Annotated in this window: 19 protein-coding genes; 17 read left to right on the top strand and 2 right to left on the bottom strand. The window is 50.8% G+C overall.

Translation table 11 applies throughout. The features are described from left to right. Positions 1 to 73 precede the first annotated feature (73 nt). Both ACO0K8_RS04970 and ACO0K8_RS04965 read left to right on the top strand, forming a co-directional pair. Entirely contained in the window at positions 74 to 505 is a 432-nt protein-coding gene (locus ACO0K8_RS04970; protein ID WP_422945510.1) for a type II toxin-antitoxin system RatA family toxin, read from the top strand. Further along, complete coding sequence (locus ACO0K8_RS04965; RefSeq protein ID WP_422945509.1) at positions 498 to 806, top strand: RnfH family protein; 309 nt, start codon at positions 498 to 500, stop codon at positions 804 to 806. The genes ACO0K8_RS04970 and ACO0K8_RS04965 overlap by 8 nt, the downstream gene beginning before the upstream one ends. A 12-nt stretch (positions 807 to 818) precedes the next feature. Here ACO0K8_RS04965 and ACO0K8_RS04960 read toward each other — a convergent pair whose 3' ends face one another. Continuing rightward, on the bottom strand, positions 819 to 1,352 hold the full coding sequence (locus ACO0K8_RS04960; RefSeq protein ID WP_422945508.1) for a DUF4124 domain-containing protein: 534 nt from the start codon (positions 1,350 to 1,352) through the stop codon (positions 819 to 821). A 114-nt stretch (positions 1,353 to 1,466) separates the two neighbouring features. Here ACO0K8_RS04960 and guaB point away from each other — a divergent pair, with 114 nt between their 5' ends. From guaB to ACO0K8_RS04890, 14 genes are all read left to right on the top strand, one after another. Continuing rightward, the gene (gene guaB / locus ACO0K8_RS04955; RefSeq protein ID WP_422945507.1) at positions 1,467 to 2,927 is read left to right on the top strand and encodes an IMP dehydrogenase; all 1,461 of its coding nucleotides are present in this window, start codon (positions 1,467 to 1,469) and stop codon (positions 2,925 to 2,927) included. A 44-nt stretch (positions 2,928 to 2,971) separates the two neighbouring features. Next, positions 2,972 to 4,021, top strand: a complete 1,050-nt coding sequence (locus tag ACO0K8_RS04950) for a GGDEF domain-containing protein (protein WP_422945506.1) — start codon at positions 2,972 to 2,974, stop codon at positions 4,019 to 4,021. A gap of 3 nt (positions 4,022 to 4,024) precedes the next feature. Beyond that, positions 4,025 to 5,617, top strand: a complete 1,593-nt coding sequence (gene guaA, locus ACO0K8_RS04945) for a glutamine-hydrolyzing GMP synthase (protein ID WP_422945505.1) — start codon at positions 4,025 to 4,027, stop codon at positions 5,615 to 5,617. Positions 5,618 to 5,638: 21 nt separating this feature from the next. Continuing rightward, the gene (gene queE / locus ACO0K8_RS04940; protein WP_422945504.1) at positions 5,639 to 6,274 is read left to right on the top strand and encodes a 7-carboxy-7-deazaguanine synthase; all 636 of its coding nucleotides are present in this window, start codon (positions 5,639 to 5,641) and stop codon (positions 6,272 to 6,274) included. A 21-nt stretch (positions 6,275 to 6,295) separates the two neighbouring features. After that, positions 6,296 to 6,739, top strand: a complete 444-nt coding sequence (gene queD, locus ACO0K8_RS04935; RefSeq protein ID WP_422945503.1) for a 6-carboxytetrahydropterin synthase QueD — start codon at positions 6,296 to 6,298, stop codon at positions 6,737 to 6,739. A 16-nt stretch (positions 6,740 to 6,755) separates the two neighbouring features. Continuing rightward, positions 6,756 to 7,271: a tRNA adenosine(34) deaminase TadA gene (gene tadA, locus ACO0K8_RS04930; RefSeq protein ID WP_422945502.1), complete on the top strand. Its 516-nt coding sequence runs from the start codon at positions 6,756 to 6,758 to the stop codon at positions 7,269 to 7,271. A gap of 32 nt (positions 7,272 to 7,303) precedes the next feature. Continuing rightward, on the top strand, positions 7,304 to 8,221 hold the full coding sequence (ldcA, locus tag ACO0K8_RS04925) for a muramoyltetrapeptide carboxypeptidase (RefSeq protein WP_422945501.1): 918 nt from the start codon (positions 7,304 to 7,306) through the stop codon (positions 8,219 to 8,221). Between the two features lie 252 nt (positions 8,222 to 8,473). Beyond that, on the top strand, positions 8,474 to 10,141 hold the full coding sequence (locus tag ACO0K8_RS04920) for an AMP-binding protein (RefSeq protein WP_422945500.1): 1,668 nt from the start codon (positions 8,474 to 8,476) through the stop codon (positions 10,139 to 10,141). Between the two features lie 5 nt (positions 10,142 to 10,146). Beyond that, complete coding sequence (locus tag ACO0K8_RS04915) at positions 10,147 to 12,540, top strand: bifunctional salicylyl-CoA 5-hydroxylase/oxidoreductase (protein ID WP_422945498.1); 2,394 nt, start codon at positions 10,147 to 10,149, stop codon at positions 12,538 to 12,540. Beyond that, the gene (locus ACO0K8_RS04910; RefSeq protein ID WP_422945497.1) at positions 12,540 to 13,373 is read left to right on the top strand and encodes an SDR family NAD(P)-dependent oxidoreductase; all 834 of its coding nucleotides are present in this window, start codon (positions 12,540 to 12,542) and stop codon (positions 13,371 to 13,373) included. Before ACO0K8_RS04915 ends, ACO0K8_RS04910 begins: the two co-directional genes overlap by 1 nt. Before the next feature lie 133 nt (positions 13,374 to 13,506). Beyond that, complete coding sequence (locus tag ACO0K8_RS04905) at positions 13,507 to 14,028, top strand: MarR family winged helix-turn-helix transcriptional regulator (protein ID WP_422945496.1); 522 nt, start codon at positions 13,507 to 13,509, stop codon at positions 14,026 to 14,028. A 4-nt stretch (positions 14,029 to 14,032) separates the two neighbouring features. Further along, positions 14,033 to 14,887: an enoyl-CoA hydratase family protein gene (locus ACO0K8_RS04900; RefSeq protein WP_422945495.1), complete on the top strand. Its 855-nt coding sequence runs from the start codon at positions 14,033 to 14,035 to the stop codon at positions 14,885 to 14,887. Between the two features lie 2 nt (positions 14,888 to 14,889). After that, positions 14,890 to 16,107, top strand: coding sequence for an acyl-CoA dehydrogenase family protein (locus ACO0K8_RS04895; protein ID WP_422945494.1), 1,218 nt, complete (start codon positions 14,890 to 14,892; stop codon positions 16,105 to 16,107). 44 nt (positions 16,108 to 16,151) lie between these two features. Continuing rightward, the gene (locus ACO0K8_RS04890) at positions 16,152 to 16,547 is read left to right on the top strand and encodes a RidA family protein (protein WP_422945493.1); all 396 of its coding nucleotides are present in this window, start codon (positions 16,152 to 16,154) and stop codon (positions 16,545 to 16,547) included. A 197-nt stretch (positions 16,548 to 16,744) separates the two neighbouring features. On the opposite strand, the gene ACO0K8_RS04885 is transcribed toward ACO0K8_RS04890, so the two are convergent. Next, positions 16,745 to 18,580 (bottom strand): sensor histidine kinase, encoded by a 1,836-nt coding sequence (locus ACO0K8_RS04885; RefSeq protein ID WP_422945492.1) that lies wholly within the window; start codon positions 18,578 to 18,580, stop codon positions 16,745 to 16,747. Between the two features lie 272 nt (positions 18,581 to 18,852). Here ACO0K8_RS04885 and ACO0K8_RS04880 point away from each other — a divergent pair, with 272 nt between their 5' ends. Next, positions 18,853 to 19,386 carry a cytochrome b gene (locus tag ACO0K8_RS04880; RefSeq protein ID WP_422945491.1) on the top strand — a complete coding sequence of 178 codons (534 nt, stop codon included), beginning with the start codon at positions 18,853 to 18,855 and terminating at the stop codon, positions 19,384 to 19,386. Positions 19,387 to 19,445 lie beyond the last annotated feature (59 nt).

Below are 19,445 nucleotides of genomic sequence, written 5' to 3'. Positions count from 1 at the left end.
GCTAATTTTTACGCGAGAAACGATGTGAGTCGGTTAAAATTTGGAAAGTGATTTTACCAAATGGTTTCTATTGATGGCAGTCGTACATAAAACAGTCTTTGTAGCATACAGCACCGAGCAAATGTTTGCGTTGGTTGAAAAAGTTGAGGATTACCCCCGTTTTTTACCTTGGTGCGGTGCTGTCGAAGTCGCACAGCGGACCGAGCATCAGCTAACTGCGACATTATCCATTAATTATCATGGAATTAAACAAAAATTTACCACGAATAATACAAATTCGCCGCCGAACTCTATGGAGATGGGTCTGGTAGAGGGACCGTTTAAACAATTATTGGGCCGCTGGAAATTTACTGAACTCCGGCCTGATGCTTGTAAAATTGAATTTGACCTTACCTACGAATTTTCGAGTAAGTTATTGGAGCACATAATAGGCCCAGTTTTCGGAAAAATCGCGAATAGTTTTGTTGATTCATTTTGCGCACGTGCTGAGGCGATCTATGGATGAGATTGCGCTTGACGTGAAGATCGCAATTCAGGTGTGCTACGCGACTCCGTGTGAGTCCGTTATTTTAGCGCTTGAGGTCCCTGAGTTTGCCAGCTTGGAGAGCGCAATTGTCAGTAGTGGAATCCTGTCCGCGTTTCCTGAAATTGATTTGACTCAATCCAAAGTAGGTATTTTCGGCAAGATAAAATCTTTGGATGTCAATTTGCGACAGGGTGATAGGGTGGAAATCTATCGCGCTTTGGTCGCCGATCCGATGGAGGCGCGGCGGCGGCGCGCAATAAAGCACTCCGCCGGAGTGTAAATCGCGATTCGCTTATTTGCAGTCATTTAAGATGCGTTGAGTGTCCTTGAGTTCTTGGGCTCGCTGCGTATCGCTGAGAATATTTTTCTCACCGTTTGCACTAGTGTTAGCAATTCTTTGCCCTGATTCTAGGGTTTTTTGATAAGAACGTGCGCGCTCACAATTCTTTGATTTTTCGGAGTTTGCTAACTGCTCCGCTGCAGATTTTTTGTCTTTTTCTTCTTGCTCAGCTTTTCGCTTGTTGTAATCTTCATTTTTGCTTGTAGTGGTTACGGGCTTTTTTAGTTGTTCGTTTATTGCGCTGGCGCTGGTTGAGGGGGATGCCCCTGCTGGCGTCGTCGTGCTGGACGTCGTCAGTGCGCTCCTGCTAGGCGCTTTAATTATTTTAGCTTTGGAGATATTCGCTGGAGGTGGTAAATCAGAAAATTGCTTGTTACCTTTTTCGTCTAGCCAGACGTATTGTGCCTGACATGAGGATGCAATAAGTAATGCTGCGATTGTAAAGCTTGAGGCTGTAACTGTATGTTTTGACCAAAATTTGAACATGAAATACTTTCAGAAAATGTGTTTAATGCGACCAGTTTTCGCAGAGTTTTACACAGATGAAGACGTATCTGCAAGTTTTCTGTATAATTTGCTTTTGCGCCTATAGGAAATACTATGCGTTTACTTCAAAAAGCACTCACATTTGATGATGTGTTGCTAGTTCCAGCATACTCGAACATTCTCCCCAAAGATACTTCTCTTGCGACAAATTTGACTCGCAATATCAAGTTGAATATACCTTTGGTATCCGCTGCAATGGATACCGTTACCGAAGCTCGTCTTGCCATTGCTATGGCGCAAGAGGGTGGTATAGGCATTATTCATAAAAACTTGACACCTAAAGAGCAAGCCAAAGAAGTGGCCAAGGTCAAACGATTTGAGTCCGGCGTTTTACGTGATCCAATCACCATTCCGCCAACCACAAAAATCCGTGATGTAATTGCGATGTCGCAACAGCATGGTATTAGCGGCTTTCCTGTGGTTGAAGGAAAGCTTGTGGTCGGGATTATCACTAATCGAGACTTGCGTTTTGAGCAAGAACTTGACGCTGAAGTACGAGCTAAGATGACGCCGCGTGATAAATTGGTGTTTGTGAAAGAAGGTGCTGATTTGGCAGAAGCCAAGCGCCTGATGAATAAACATCGCTTAGAGCGCGTATTGGTCGTTGATGATGCGTTTGAATTACGTGGTTTAATTACCGTTAAAGATATACAAAAATCAACCGAGCATCCTTTTGCATCCAAAGATGAGCAAGGTAAGTTGCGGGTTGGTGCTGCGGTCGGGGTTGGTGCTGATAACGATGAACGCATCGATTTGCTAGCCAAGGCAGGTGTGGATGTCATCGTAGTCGATACCGCGCATGGCCATTCAAAAGGTGTGTTGGATCGCGTTAGATGGGTGAAAACCAAGTATCCGCATATTGAAGTCATTGGTGGCAATATCGCGACCGCTGCGGCAGCTTTGGCTTTGGTTGAGCATGGTGCTGACGCCGTTAAAGTTGGAATTGGCCCAGGATCGATCTGCACTACGCGTATCGTCGCTGGTGTTGGTGTTCCGCAAATTACTGCAATTGCCAACGTAGCTAATGCGCTTAAAGGGACAGGAGTTCCTTGTATCGCTGACGGAGGTGTTCGTTTCTCTGGTGATGTGGCCAAAGCCTTGGCGGCCGGTGCATCTACGGTAATGATGGGTAGTATATTTGCCGGTACTGAAGAAGCGCCTGGAGAGGTGATCTTGTTCCAGGGACGTAGCTACAAATCTTATCGTGGTATGGGCAGTTTGGGTGCAATGGCCGACGGCTCAGCGGATCGCTATTTTCAAGATGCTACCAATAACGCCGATAAGTTGGTTCCCGAAGGGATAGAGGGTCGCGTTGCATATAAAGGTAGTGTATTGGCTATCCTTTATCAATTGGTAGGCGGCGTTCGTTCCTCTATGGGGTATTGTGGTTGCGCTTCAATTGAAGAGTTACGTACTAAAGCTGAGTTTGTTGAAATAACCTCAGCGGGTATGCGTGAATCTCATGTGCATGATGTGCAGATTACCAAAGAAGCGCCAAATTATCACGCGGATTAATTTGTTATTGGCATGTTGATGTTCTTTGGCGGGAGGAGGGTGGTATGACGGTACAGTTAGATCGCCCAAGCCCTGCCACAGTACTTACTGTGAATGCCGCTTACGAAGCCCTGATGTCCGAGAAATATGAGTCTAGAATAAAACGGATTGAGCGGTTGGGGGTGAAGCTTTTTGGTGTGGCAAATTGCCTGGTTAGTTTCGGTAATTTGTCGGATCGAGCCTATCAAGGCGAACATTCTATGAATGCGATGGAGGCCATGTTTTGTGATGGACTTCCTATTCCTGATGAAATTTTGGTTGTCAACGATACGACGCTTGATGCGAAATTTGCGCTCGATCGTTTTGTTGTAGGGTTGCCATATATACGTTTTTATGCTGCGCATCCTATCTTTGATTCCGCGCGAAATATTATAGGCTGCGTCTCGCTGATAGACTATCGTCCACGTGATTTTGACGATGAGAATAGACAGATTTTTGCTGATTTGTTGGTAATGGTAGAGCGTGAGTTACTCATGCTTTCTATGTACAAGATGCAGGTCGCATTGATTAAGCAAAATCGGAATCTGAAACGAGATTCCTTGATAGATCCGATTTTGGGCACCTGGAATAAGGGCGCGATAGTCAGGTCTCTGCGGATAGAAATGGAACGCTGTAGCAAGGCAGAAAAACCGCTCGCATTGCTGGTGGTAACCTTGGATCAAATTGCCACTATTCATGCGACGCATGGAACTGCGATCAGTGACATGGTGCTGGTTAAGATGATAAGTAGGATACGTTCTTGCATTCGACCATTTGATGCTTTGGGGCGTTTCGGTAATGATGTTTTTCTCATGGTTTTACCTGGGGCATCGCGGTTGGTCGCGACTGCGGTTGCCGAGAGAATACGCTTAACCATTATGTCTAATCCTGAAGAAATCGACGCGGCATCAATAGACTTAACAATTAGTGCTGGAATCGTATCAACGGATACTTTTCCGGATGCGGAGCCTGAAATACTTATAAGTTATGCAGAAAAAGCCCTGCTATCGGCTAAGACGGCAGGAAACAACCGTGTTGTCCCGGCGATCGCCGAGCAACCTGACATTATTATTTAAACTATGCACTCAAAAATACTCATTCTTGATTTCGGCTCCCAAGTCACCCAATTGATCGCAAGACGTGTTCGTGATTCAGGTGTGTTTTCCGAAGTGTTTCCTTATGACGTTAGTGATGAATTTATCCGTAACTATGGTGCATCAGGCATTATTTTATCCGGTGGTCCGAGTAGCGTTACCGAAGGTGATACGCCACGTGCGCCAGCGGCGGTGTTCGATGCTGGTGTACCGGTATTGGGTATTTGTTACGGCATGCAGACCATGGCTGAACAACTTGGCGGTAAAGTTGAAAATGGCAAAGTCCGTGAATTTGGTTATGCAGAAGTACGCGCCCGCGGTCATACCACTCTGTTGAACGGGATTAATGATTTCGTTACTGCCGAAGGCCATGGCATGCTGAAAGTCTGGATGAGTCATGGCGACAAAGTGATAGATATGCCGCCAGGCTTTAAGCTAATGGCCTCCACCGATAATTGTCCGATCGCGGCAATGGCGGATGAAGATCGTCATTTTTATGCGGTGCAATTCCATCCAGAAGTGACGCATACCGTTCAGGGCGAAGCCATTATTGGTCGTTTCGTGCACGAGATTTGCGGTTGTAAATCGGACTGGAATATGCCAGATTACATCGCCGAAGCGGTCGCGTCGATACGCGCGCAAGTCGGTGATGATGAAGTGATACTCGGTTTGTCCGGTGGGGTCGATAGTAGTGTCGCCGCCGCCTTGATACATCGCGCCATAGGCGATAAGTTAACTTGCGTGTTTGTCGACCATGGTCTGTTGCGCCTTGATGAAGGCAAGATGGTCATGGAAATGTTTAGCAAGAATCTGGGTGTTAAAGTTATACAGGTGAATGCGGAACAGCAGTTTATGGGGCATTTGGCTGGTGTTACTGATCCAGAGGCAAAGCGTAAGATAATCGGACGTGAATTCGTCGAAGTCTTTCAGGTTGAGTCGGCTAAGTTGAGCAATGCTAAATGGCTGGCACAGGGTACGATTTACCCTGACGTGATCGAAAGTGCCGGCAAGGGCAAAAAAGGGCATACGATCAAAAGCCATCACAATGTCGGTGGCTTGCCGGATACCTTAAATTTGAAATTGCTCGAACCACTGCGTGAGTTGTTCAAAGACGAAGTGCGCAAATTGGGTGTTGCTTTGGGCCTGCCGCATGGCATGGTGTATCGTCATCCTTTTCCTGGACCTGGTCTGGGTGTGCGGATACTTGGTGAAGTGAAAAAAGAATTCGCAGATTTGCTACGCCGCGCTGATGCTATCTTCATCGAAGAATTGCGGAATACCCTGGTAGAAACCTCGGCCGGTGATGGTCAGCTCAATTGGTATGACGCTACCAGTCAAGCCTTCGCCGTATTCTTACCGGTCAAATCTGTTGGCGTTATGGGTGATGGCCGCACTTATGAATACGTCGTGGCATTGCGCGCAGTGCAGACTCTTGATTTTATGACGGCACAATGGGCGCATTTACCGCATGATTTGCTGGGCAAGGTTTCTAATCGGATCATCAATGAAGTACGTGGCATTAATCGTGTCGTCTACGATATCTCTGGCAAACCGCCAGCGACGATAGAGTGGGAATAATCGTATGGGGATTCGCGCGTCGTGACGTATAGCATCAAAGAAAGTTTTTATACACTGCAGGGCGAAGGTAATCATGCTGGACGCCCGGCAGTTTTTTGTCGTTTTGCGGGATGTAATCTTTGGAGCGGTAGAGAAGAAGATAGAGCGTCCGCAGTTTGCCAGTTTTGCGATACTGACTTCGTAGGCGTTAATGGTGACGGCGGTGGGAAATTCAAAACTGCACTCGCCTTAGCCGAACGCATCAATGGTTTGTGGCCAGTGTCCTACCCAGAGACAAAATATGTGGTGTTTACTGGTGGCGAACCCTTGTTGCAGCTAGATACAGCTCTGATCGATGCCATGCATCAAGTCGGTTTTGAAATTGCCATAGAAACTAATGGCACTTTGCCGGTTCCTGAGGGCGTAGATTGGGTCTGCGTCAGTCCCAAGATGGGTTCCAAGTTAGTCGTGCTCAAGGGAAGTGAACTTAAAGTGGTGATTCCCCAACTCGGTCAGCCTATGAGTGAGTATGAATCGCTAGACTTTGAACACCATTTTGTGCAGGCCATGGATGGTCCGTTACAAGCAGAAAATTTGCGCCTGGCAATCGACTATTGCAAAGCTCATCCTAAGTGGAAGTTGAGTGTACAAACTCACAAACTTCTTCAAATACCCTAATTTAGCTGTACAGGCCCGACCATGCTCACCATCACTAGAAAAGTAGAATTCGATGCCGGACATCGAATTCCTGACCACAATAGCCAATGCCGTAATTTGCATGGGCACCGCTATACTTTGCTGATTACCTTGACCGGCGATGTCGTTGAGAAAGACGGCGAGTCCGATAATGGCATGATCATGGATTTTGGCGACATCAAGGCATTGGCCAATCAATATCTGGTGAATCTCTGGGATCATGCATTTATCGTCTACGAAAAAGATGCTGTAGTGCGTGATTTTTTGGACAGCATGCCTAACCATAAGACGGTGGTGATAGATCGTGTGCCTACGGTAGAAAACCTGGCCAAGATTGCCTTCGATATTTTAAAAGACGTATATCACGATCGTTATGGTCGGCATATGTCACTGTCTAAAGTCACTTTGTACGAGACACCCAATTGCTGGGCTGAGATAGACGGCTAGCGATAAATAGATTCCTATGACAGATCTGGATTTTATGGCCGAGGCCTATCTAGAGGCGCAAAAGGCGAGGGATGCCGGTGAAGTGCCGGTCGGTGCGGTGATCGTCAAGGATGGTGTCGTGATAGCGCGTGGCTACAATCATCCTATCGGTAAGCACGACCCCACTGCGCATGCTGAAATTGTAGCTCTCAGAGCGGCGGCAGAACTGCTTGGTAACTACCGTTTGCCAGGTTGCGAATTATTCGTCACTTTGGAGCCTTGCATGATGTGCGCCGGAGCCATGATGCATGCGCGTCTGGCCAGAGTTGTGTACGGTGCTAGCGATCCTAAAACCGGCGTCTGTGGCTCGGTACTCAATTTGTTTGAGCAAGACAAACTCAATCATCATACTTCGCTCAGCGCTGGCGTGATGGCTGCGGAATGCAGCCTCCTGTTAAAGAATTTTTTCGCCAGTAGAAGAGCTGCGCTTGCCGAAAAAAAGAAACAGGCTTTGATCTCTGTCGATGAAAATAGCCAGACGCAAAATGCTTAATATCAACCATCTAGAAACAGACTAAGCTGCTCATGAAGATATCATTCGCCAACGGCTTGCCCGATAATCCTGGCATCGCCATCGTCGCCGTTAGTGGTTGTGCGCTAGATGGTGTGGCGGTTGAGCGTGGCTTGCGGGTCTTACGTGAGCGCGGTTTCCTTGTCCATAATTATTACGAACACGCTCAGATTTACCAGCGCTTTGGTGCCACGGACTCCGAACGCCTGGCGCAATTGAATGCGGCGATCGACAATCCAGATGTCCAGATTATTATGGCCTTGCGTGGCAGTTACGGTTTGTCGCGCTTGTTGCCGCATATCGATTACCAGAAGTTGGCCGATAGTAAAAAGTATCTGATCGGTTACAGTGATTTCAATGCATTGCAGTTGGCCATGTTGGCAAAAACCGGAACCAGTAGTTTTTGCGGGCCGATGTTATGCGATGATTTTTCTCGCGAAGACCTTAGCGCTTTTACGCTGGGACATTTTTTTGAATGCATCAATCATCGCAGCCATCAAATTCAATTTGAAGCCGTCGATAATGCGGATATCGATGTTTCCGGTACCTTGTGGGGGGGGAATCTTGCGATGTTGACCCACTTGGTTGGCAGTGAATACTTCCCTGATATCCGCGACGGTATTTTATTTGTCGAGGACATCGCCGAGCATCCTTACCGGGTAGAGCGCATGCTGCTGCAGTTGCATTTTGCCGGCGTGTTGAATCGACAAAAAGCGATTGTTTTCGGCGATTTTTCAGCCTATAAACTGGCGGTGCATGACAACGGTTACGACTTCGATCAGATGCTTGCTTATCTGCGTTCAGTCCTGACTGTGCCCCTCATCACTGGCTTGCCATTTGGCCACATCAAGGATAAAGCGACTTTAGTAACGGGAAGTCAGGCCCGTTTATCATCGCTGGACGGTGCGGTCAGCCTGGTGATGGATTACTAGGGGCCGGTCAACATCACGTCCGACTTAAACCTAATTTAGCGGCCGTTCAGGCTAAGCCGCTTTCTCCGAAAATCTGCGCGCTGCTACGCAGTTGCGTCTTAAACTCCCTCTCAAACTCTGTTGTTTTCAGCTATGCGTGTTTAAAAAATAATCCTTTACCTATAAATAGTTTAGGGTTAAAGTATTTTTTCTGAGCGACTTCGCTCATGCCTTGATTGCCCTGTCGGTCGATTTACTTATTGATGCGCAGACATGCATATTGATGTTAAAGGGGAAAACGTGACTTCAGCTGCAGCTCCCATATCCGCTCATTTGGATAGTTTCGCTTACAATCATTTGCCGCCGCGCACTTTATGGCCGGAGTTACTTTTTTCTCTGCCCGAACTGCACTATCCGGAACGACTCAATTGCGTCAGCGAATTGCTCGACAAGATGTGCGACGCTGGCTGTAGCGACAGGGTGGCGATACATACCTACACTGAAACCTGGAGCTACGCCAGATTACAGGCAACAGTCAATCAAATCGCGCAGGTCTTGACGCAAGATATGCACCTGGTTTCTGGTAATCGCGTATTACTGCGTGGCGCGAATAATCCCATGATGGCAGCCTGTACCTTAGCGGTGCTGAAGGCCGGTTGCATCGCGGTGCCGACCATGCCCTTATTGCGCGCCAAAGAACTGGGTGTGATTGTCGATAAGGCAGAAATATCCGCCGCCTTGTGTTCGGCCTCATTGCGCGAAGAGATGGCGATTCTGGAGAATAATTCTAGCTTTTTGAAACAGATTATTTATTTCAATGAGACTGGTGCTGGGGCGTTGGAGACTTTAATGCAGAGTAAATCTGCCGAGTTTGCCGCGGTCGATACGCTAGCCGAAGACGTCTGTCTGATCAGTTTTACTTCCGGCACTACCGGCATGCCCAAGGGCACCATGCATTTTCACCGTGACTTACTGGCTATTTGCGATTGTTTTCCGCGTTCGGTGTTGCAAACTGAAAAAGACGATGTCTTTATCGGCACGCCGCCGCTGGCATTCACCTTTGGCCTGGGCGGTCTGTTGTTGTTTCCGCTTAGAGTAGGGGCGAGTACCGTGTTACTGGAAAAGCTCAGCCCCGAATCTTTACTCAAGGGTATTGCCGATTTTGGCGCAACCATCTGTTTTACAGCGCCGACTTTTTACCGCCAAATGACCAGCCTTGCCCATGCCTTCGATTTGTCTCGTCTACAGAAGACTGTCTCGGCAGGCGAGGCCTTGCCAGTCTCTACGCGTGAAGCCTGGCAGCAAGCCACGGGCCTGGTGATGATCGATGGCATAGGTGCGACAGAAATGCTGCACATCTTTATCTCGGCCGCTGGTACACAGGTGCGCAGCGGCGCTACCGGTAAAGTGGTCGCTGGTTATCAGGCCTGCATACTCGATGATAACGGTCAGCCGCTAAGCCCGGGTATGGTGGGCCGGCTGGCAGTCAAGGGGCCTACCGGTTGCCGCTATCTGGCCGATACGCGTCAGGCAAACTATGTCTGCAATGGCTGGAATCTCACTGGCGACGCCTACGAGATGGATGTCGATGGCTATTTCTGGTATCGCGCCCGCACCGACGATATGATAATTTCGGCCGGTTATAACATCGCCGGCCCTGAAGTAGAAGAGATCGTTCTGACGCATGCGGCGGTGGCCGAATGCGCCGTGGTGGGCTTGCCGGATGAAGAGCGTGGCCAGAAAGTGACAGCCTTTGTGGTTTTGAAAGCCGGCAGGCAGGGATCTGAAGAATTGATTAAAGAAATACAGAATCTGGTGAAGCAGACCATCGCCCCGTATAAATATCCACGCACTATAGAATTTTGCAGCAGCTTACCAAGAACCGAGACCGGTAAGTTACAACGCTTTAAATTGCGCCAGACAGGTCTTAAGCAGGCATGAAAAACATGAATATTTTGTGTATCGGTGGAGGCCCCGCTGGCCTGTATTTTGGCTTGTTGATGAAGCAGCAAAATCCAGAGCATCAAATTACGGTGATAGAGCGTAATCGCAGTTATGATACCTTTGGCTGGGGTGTGGTTTTTTCGGATCAGACTTTGGGTAATTTGCTCAAGGCCGATGAACAGAGCGCGCGTTCCATTTTGCAAGCCTTTAATCACTGGGATGATATTGATATCCATTTTAAAGGACAGGTGGTGAGCTCGGGCGGTCACGGTTTTTGCGGCATAGGGCGCAAGCGCCTGCTCAATATCTTGCAAGAACGTTGCGAGGCTTTGGGCGTCAATTTAGTGTTTGAGACTGAAGCTGAGGATGATCAGGCGCTGGCTTTGCAATACAACGCCGACCTGGTGATCGCCAGCGATGGTCTCAATAGCCGGATCCGTAGCCGCTATCAAAACACATTCGAACCTGATATTGATACCCGCAAATGCCGTTTTATCTGGCTAGGCACCAAAAAACTGTTTTCCGCATTTACCTTTGCGTTTGAAGAAACGCCTTTCGGTTGGTTTCAGGCGCATGCCTATCAATACGACGGCGATACTGCGACCTTTATCATAGAGACGCCGGAGCAGGTGTGGCTGAAGGCTGGTCTGGATAAAATGAGTCAGTCTGAAACCATCGCTTTTTGTGAAAACCTGTTCGCCAAATATCTGGACGGCCATGCCTTGATGAGTAATGAGCGTCACCAGCGTGGTTCTTTGAATTGGATAAAATTTCCGCGCATTATCTGCAAAAATTGGCTGCATATCAATGCGCTCAACGGTAAAACCGTGCCGGTGGTGTTAATGGGAGACGCTGCCCACACCGCGCATTTCTCTATAGGCTCCGGCACAAAACTGGCGTTGGAGGATGCGATAGAATTGGCCGCCAGCTTTGCGCAGCATGGCAGCGCAGGCATGGCTGCCGTATTGGCAGCCTATCAGGATGCACGCAGTATCGAAGTGCTAAAAATACAGAGCGCGGCGCGTAATTCTATGGAATGGTTTGAGAACGTAGAGCGTTACACCGCAATGGAAGCGCAACAGTTTGCCTATTCCATGCTGACGCGTAGCCAGCGTCTCTCGCACGAGAATTTGCGCCTGCGCGATCCTGCCTATGTGCGTAGTTTTGAAGCATGGATCGCCGAACGCGCCTATGCGCGTGCCGCTGTGCCTATGCCAGTCACCAAAACCCCGATTCCACCTATGCTGACCCCGTTTAAATTGCGCAGCGTATTGCTAAAAAATCGTATCGTGGTTTCGCCCATGGCGCAGTATTCGGCCATCGACGGGCTGGCGGGTGACTACCATCTGGTGCATCTGGGGGCGCGTGCCATGGGCGGTGCTGGTTTGGTGTTTGCCGAGATGACTTGCGTTTCGGCCGAGGCGCGGATTACGCCAGCCTGTCCCGGTTTGTATTTGCCTGCGCATACGCAAGCCTGGCGACGCATCGTCGATTTTGTGCATACCCATACCGATGCCAGGATCGCGCTACAGCTCGGTCACGCCGGTGCCAAGGGCTCAACCCGGCCAGCCAACGAGGGCATCGATCTGCCTTTGGTCGACGGCAATTGGCCTTTGATTTCGGCCTCGCCACAGCAATACTTGCCCGGCATATCGCAGACCGCACGCGCCGCCAGCCGGGCCGACCTGGATAAGGTGCTCAATGATTTTGTGCGCGCCACCAAAGCAGCCGCACTAGCCGGGTTTGACTGGCTGGAATTGCATTGCGCGCATGGTTATCTGCTATCGAGTTTTATTTCGCCTTTGACCAATCAGCGTGACGATGAATACGGTGGCTCGCTAGATAATCGCTGCCGTTTTCCGCTGCAAGTGTTCAAGGCTATCCGTGCCGTCTGGCCTGCCGAAAAACCGATCAGCGTCAGAATATCGGCGCACGACTGGGTAGCGGGCGGCATCACGCCCGACGATGCAGTGCAGATCGCCAGGCGGTTTAAGGAAGCTGGTGCCGACATGATAGATTGTTCGTCCGGCCAGGTCAGCAAGCAGGAGCAACCGGTCTACGGCCGCATGTTTCAGACGCCATTTGCCGATCGCATCCGTAACGAGGCGCAGATACCAACGATTGCGGTCGGTTCTATCTTTGAAGCGGATCACGCCAACAGCATTATCGCGGCTGGCCGTGCCGATTTGTGTGCGATTGCGCGGCCGCATCTGGCCGACCCGGCATGGACACTGCACGAGGCGGCGAAACTCGGATTTAGCGAGATTGCGTGGCCGCAGCAATACCTGGCTGGCAAACAGCAGTTGGAAAGAAATCTGCAGCGCGAGCGACAAATTAATGCGGCCAATAGCGCGCTGACACCTCAACAAATCGCTGCAAAATTGTTGGAGGGCTGATGACTATGCAAATAAAATCCACGGCTGCTGCTGCAAGTGCTACAGCTAGAGCTGACCTCAGCGGTAAACATGCGCTAGTCACAGGCGGCGCGCAAGGTATAGGCGCGTCTATCGCCAGGGCCTTATTGGCGCAGGGTGCCAGCGTCACCATCGCGGGACGAACCGCGGCCAGCTTGCAGGCTGCAGTGCTTACGCTGCAGGCCGAGGTGCAGGCGGGAGCCCGCTTAGACTATGTGGTGCTCGATGTCAGTGATGCCGCAGGCGTCGAGCTTGCGGTGGCCAAAGTGCATGCGGCTGGCGGTGCGATAGATATCCTGATCAATAATGCGGGGCAGGCCGCGGCTGCGCCTTTTCTTAAAACCGATGCCGAGCTTTGGCAGCGTATGTTAGATGTCAATCTTAGTGGCAGTTTTCATTGTACCCAGGCAGTTTTGCCCGCCATGTTGCAAGCAGGCTGGGGGCGCATCGTCAACGTCGTTAGTACCGCCGGCTTGACTGGTTACGCCTATGTCGCGGCCTACTGCGCCGCCAAGCATGGGGTGATAGGCTTGACGCGGGCCTTGGCGCTGGAATTAGCCACCAAAGGCATTACGGTCAATGCGGTTTGCCCCGGCTACACCGAGACTGACTTGCTGCAGCAGGCAGTGCAAAATATTGTCGAAAAGACTGGGCGCAGCGAACAGCAAGCCAGGGCAGAACTGGCAGCGGCTAATCCGCAGCGCCGTCTGGTGCAGCCGGACGAGGTGGCTAATGCCGTGCTGTGGCTGTGTTTGCCGCAGTCGGCCGCAATGAATGGCCAGTCTATTGCGGTCGCTGGTGGAGAGCTATTATGAGTCGCATCAGCTCTGATAGATATCAATTTTTAGGGGAGTATAGGCAAAAATCACCCGATTTCATGCGTGGTTATTGCGCATCAAAAATATACTGGCTGCAGTATCCTGTCGTTATAGTTGCCGGGAGCGCTTTATGAAACCAGCGACTGACAGTAGCTACGATGTTGAGACCCGGCTCACGGACGATCACCACCAATCACTCAAACTGTGGCTGCGCATGCTCTCTTGCAGCACCATGATAGAGACGGAAGTGCGAAGCCGGCTGCGTAATGAGTTTGAGATCACGCTGCCGCGTTTTGATTTAATGGCACAGTTAGAGCGTCATCCCGAAGGCTTACGCATGGGCGAATTGTCTCAGCGTATGATGGTCACCGGTGGCAATATCACCGGCATCACTGATCAGCTAGAACAAGAGAAACTGGTCCTGCGGGTGGCCGACAGCAAGGACAGGCGCGTCTACGGCGTTCAACTCACAGAGTTGGGTCATGCCACATTTAAGCGTATGGCGGCGGTGCATGAAGCCTGGATTGCCGAGATGTTCGGTGGCCTTAGTTCAGAGCAAAAAAATACCCTGTTTGATCTTTTGTCGCAGATGAAAAACCATTTAACTATGCGTAAGCTAAGCCCCGTCAGCCTGATTACCGAAAAGGAGTAGCAACATGAAATACTTACCCGGACAAGCGCAAAATCTGCCAGGTAACCGCCAAAGTTTGGGCGCTTACACTGCGACCCATTTCTCGTATGCGGTCAGCGAGGCGGTCGCGACCATTACGCTAAACCGTGCCGAACGTAAGAATCCTTTGACCTTCGATTCTTACGCCGAATTACGTGATCTGTTTCGTAGCCTGGCATATGCCGACGATGTCAAAGCGATTGTGATTGCTGGCGCTGGCGATAATTTTTGTTCGGGCGGCGATGTGCACGAGATCATCGGACCTTTAACCAAACTCGATATGCCGGGTTTGCTCAGTTTTACCCGCATGACGGGCGACCTGGTGAAGGCGATGCGCGCCTGCCCGCAACCTATCGTGGCAGCGGTCGATGGCATTTGCGCTGGTGCCGGGGCGATACTGGCGCTGGCATCGGATATCCGGATAGGCACCTTGCGCAGTAAAACCGCTTTTCTGTTTACGCGGGTAGGCTTGGCTGGCTGCGACATGGGGGCCTGCGCCTTGTTGCCACGTGTGATCGGCCAGGGCCGTGCTGCCGACTTGCTATTTTCCGGACGCAGTATGTCGGGCGAAGAGGGCGAGCGCTGGGGCTTTTTTAATCGACTCAGCATTCCCGAAGAAGTGCGCACCGACGCCCAGGTGTATGCCAAACATCTGGCCGATGGCCCCACCTTTGCGCATGGCATGACCAAAAAAATGTTACAGCAAGAATGGAGTATGAGCGTCGATGAGGCCATCGAGGCGGAGGCGCAGGCGCAAGCGATTTGTATGATGACCAATGACTTTCATCGCGCTTACCACGCCTTTGTAGCGAAACAAAATCCAGAATTTGAAGGAGATTAATTTTGCCTGCGCTAACACTAGATACCAGCTACCTCGATTGGCCATTTTTTGAGCCTAAACACCGTGTCTTGCAAGCGAGTCTGGATGCCTGGGCCAGAGAACATATAGCGCCAGCGCATGGGGCGGATATCGATCAGGCTTGTCGTGATCTGGTGCAGCAACTAGCCGCAGGCGGCTGGCTGCAACACGCGATTGCCGGTAGCGTCTACGGCGCAACAGAAAATCAGATTGATACCCGCGCGATTTGCCTGATACGCGAGACCTTGGCGCGCCATGCCGGGCTGGCTGATTTTGCCTTTGCCATGCAGGGCCTGGGCTCGGGGGCGATCAGCTTGTTTGGCAGTGCGCAGCAAAAACAAAACTATCTGCCGCCAGTTGCGCAAGGCCGGGCGATTGCCGCCTTTGCTTTGTCTGAGCCCGATGCCGGCTCCGACGTGGCGGCAATGCAATGTGCGGCCGAACTGGTAGCAAGCGAAGAGGGTGGACACTATGTTTTAAATGGTGAAAAAACCTGGATCTCAAATGGTGGTATCGCTGATTTTTATGTACTGTTTGCGCGCACTGGCGAAGCCCCGGGGGCACGCGGTATTTCGGCTTTTATCGTGGATGCGACTAGCGCCGGTCTGGAAATCGCAGAGCGTATCCATTTGATGGCACCACATCCCTTGGCACGATTGCGACTGACTAATTGTCGCATTCCGGTCAGCCAGCGCATAGGCGAGGCGGGGCAGGGCTTTAAGGTGGCGATGGCCACTCTGGACGTATTTCGTACCTCAGTGGCAGCGGCGGCGCTGGGGTTTGCGCGACGCGCCTTGGCCGAGGCCATGCGGCGCGCCACTAGCCGCAAGATGTTTGGCCAGACCCTAGCTGATTTTCAGTTGACCCAGGCCAAATTGGCGCAGATGGCAACTGCCATCGATAGTGCCGCCTTGCTGACTTATCGTGCCGCCTGGCTGCGCGATCAGGGTAAAAAAGTCACCAAAGAAGCGGCCATGGCAAAACTAGTTGCGACCGAAAATGCGCAGCAAGTGATCGATGCCGCTCTGCAAATGTTTGGCGGCATGGGCGTGATGAGCGAGGTGCCAGTCGAGCGTTTGTACCGCGAGATTCGCGCCTTACGTATCTACGAAGGTGCTAGCGAAGTGCAGCAATTGATCATCGCCAGAGAACTGTTGAAAGACTATGCGGCAGTAACTGAGCCGGGTCAGCTCATAAGCTAAAAATAAGCTAAGAATACGGTAAGAATAAGCAAAGGACGAATTTTATGGATTTTCTTCAACCACCAGACTGGATCAGGCCGCGTGGCTATTCCAATGGTGTCGCGGCATGCGGCCGTAGTGTCTATCTGAGCGGCATGATAGGTTGGGATGCTCAGGGTCAGTTTCACAGCGATGATTTCGCCGCACAAGTGCGGCAAGCCTTACAGAATATTGTCACCGTGTTGGCGCAGGCCGACGCCCGGCCCGAGCACATCGTGCGCATGACCTGGTATGTGCTGGATAAAAAAGAATACGTCGCCGCCTATCCTGAGATCGGGGTGGCTTACCGCGAGCTCATTGGTCGTCACTACCCGAGCATGACGGCGGTACAAGTGGCGGGGCTGATAGAAGATAGAGCCAGGGTCGAGATCGAAGTGACCGCGATTGTGCCAGAGGAATAATAAGAACTTCTAAAAAACCCCTAATCGTGCGCATCGCGGCGCGGAAGCGCATCGCGCATGATTCTATCAATGGCATAGCCCAGCGCGCATATTCCATGCGCCTCTCCAAGCATGCAGGCCTGAAAGGCGCATGGAATATGCGCGCTGGCAGGGCTGCTTGTTGGCGTTTTATATTCCCCCGGCTTTAGCAAAGCGCACTATTTATGCGGTGCCACGAGCGGCAGTTCGATTTGGAATTCGCTACCCAGACCCAGTGTGCTAATGACTTCTATGCGCCCACCGAGCATGCCTGTGACGATATTGTGGACGATGCTTAAACCCAGGCCTGAGCCGCCCTGACCCAATTTGGTAGTAAAAAAAGGGTCGAAAATATGGCCGATGTTTTGCGTGGAGATGCCTAAGCCATTATCTGAAAATGTCAGGCGCACTTTATCTTCGTCGAGCAGGGTTGCGTGGATACGGAATTGTCCGTTTTCGCGCCCCTCGAAAGCATGTTTGAGTGCGTTGTGCACCAGATTGATCAGCACTTGCCCCAAAGGCCCGGGGTAACTATCCATGCGTATGTTTTGCGGCACCTCGTTGAGCAAGACGTAAGGCGACTTACGCAATAGCGGGCTCATCGTCATGCTAATCTCATTTACCACTTCGTCGAGATCAAATGGCCGTCTTTGTTCACTAGCCTGATCCACCGCCACTTGTTTGAAGCTGCGTATCAGATCGGCGGTGCGGCGTAGATTACGGTCAACCAGATCCGTCACTTCGCTTACCGAGAGTAAAAATGCGTTTAAATGGGTGCGCTTTAAACCTTGTTCCAAATGCTGTTCAAACTCGCTCTGGTTATGCGCCAAGGTAGAGATCACCATCAGTGCGTTACCAACAGGCGTATTTAACTCGTGCGCGATACCCGCGACCATGGCTCCTAGCGAGGCGAGTTTTTCTGATTGTATGAGTTCTTGCTGGGTACGTTGCAAATTTTCCAGGGCGATGCTGAGGTCGGCAGTTCGGCCAGCGACCCGACTCTCTAAGTTAAGGTTGAGTTCTTGCAGGGCGTGTTCGGCGTCCAATCTGTCGGTTTGATCTAGCAGCAGGGCAACATAGCGCCATCCGTCCGAGAGTTCAAAGCTGGCGGTGCTGATCAGAAAATGCCGGGTGCTGGCGTTCGCTACCCGCATGCTTACCTGCCGGCCTAATACCGGCCTGCCGGCGATGGTATCTCTGGCGATTTGCTGTCGCTCCTCTTCACTAAGAAATAGCGACAATTCGCCGCTGTTGCGACCTATGACTTCCTCGCGGCGATATCCGAACACCGCCAGCCAGGCATCGTTGACATCTAAGATGCGTCCTGCCGCATCGCCAGTCAAGGAGGGCAAAGGGTTGCAGCGAAACAGACTAGAAAAACTGATTTCAGAGCGTTGCAACTGATCTGCCTTGAGTGCCAGTGAGTTCGCCAGTTGTTTGACACGGTTCAGCTCGGTACGCAAGGCATTCGCGCCGATCAGGCCGATCAGACTGGCAATCACCAGTGCAGTTAAGAAACCGGTGAGTTTGAACATGGGCGTAGGCAACACCAGACGAAATTGCCCATGCTCATTAAAAAGAAAAATGATGATAGTCAGTAGCAGGGCGGAGATGGCGATGGCTAGGCCATGACGCGGCGTCAGCATAGAACTGGCAGCCATCACCGCAATCGGTACAAAAAATAAGCCCGGCCCGTTCATCCCAAATGTCGTCATACCAAGCAGGATGGGCAATAGCGCGAGTATCCACAGCAAGCTCAATAACGCCAGTCTTACCCTTTGCCTATACAGTAAAAAGAGTATGCATACACTGAGAACTAAACCTAGCGCTGAGCCGCCGGTAAACAAGCCATTGCCGGCCGTGAAATTGAGTGCAATACCCGAGACGCAAGAGAGGAATGCGGTGATGGTGATGCCGTACAGCAGTTTGATGCCGGTTTCGCCCAAAAAAATCTGGCCATCGCTAAGTGCAAGATGGCTAGGTTGATTGTTTTGATCGTCGAAAGATGCGCTCAACTTAGCTCCGAAAATAGTCGCCTGCCGGTGGTTTAGATTGCGGTGTTCAGTATTGCGTTTTTTCTGTTTCTAATTTAGCAGTAATCAAGCGCAATGTCACGTTTAAGACAGTTGCGGTTTTTTTTGCCAGAGAAATGACTGGAGCCGCGAAAAATTGGTGCCACATTTGTCCGTCCACTGATCTTTATCAGTGCCATTTGCAATAAGGGCGATTAGAATGATCAAACGTATCACACTCATTAAGCTCATCACATTAAGAGATCGCGCTAGCCATGAATAAAATTTATTATCACCCGGTTTCAAGATCACTGCACTGGATCATGTTTATCTTGATCGCCGTGGCGCTGGCGCTGATCGAAGTGCGCGGCGAGATCCCGAAAGGCAATCCCTTGCGCGATAGTCTGAAAAGCTGGCATATGCTGGCGGGCCAGTTAGTATTTTTATTTGTCATTGTCCGTGTGTTGGCGCGATTGCGTTTTAGCGCGCCGCCAGCCTTGCCTGGGGGGCGCTGGCAAACCGCCGGCGCGCACGCAATGCATGGCTTGCTGTATCTCATCATGTTTGCCTTGCCTATCAGCGGCGTGGTGTTTTATCAGGCGGCAGGTAAAGAAGTCGAATTTTTAGGCTGGATCTTGCCGCAGCTGGTGGCACCCGACCCCGTGTTAAAAGGCAATATCAAAGAAATCCATGAAACCATGGGTAACGTGGTTTACTTCCTGGTCGGTATCCATGTGCTCGGCGCTTTGTATCATCATTTCATCGTCAAGGATGACACGCTGAAACGGATGTTGTCCGGTAAAGCATAGGCGGATAAGCCTATTTGGACGGGGGGGGGCTTTGCTGGCCCTGTATAAATTTAGAATTC

It is taken from the genome of Undibacterium sp. Ren11W (assembly GCF_049340485.1).
Classification (GTDB): domain Bacteria; phylum Pseudomonadota; class Gammaproteobacteria; order Burkholderiales; family Burkholderiaceae_D; genus Undibacterium.
This window is presented reverse-complemented; position numbering and strand designations above follow the sequence as displayed.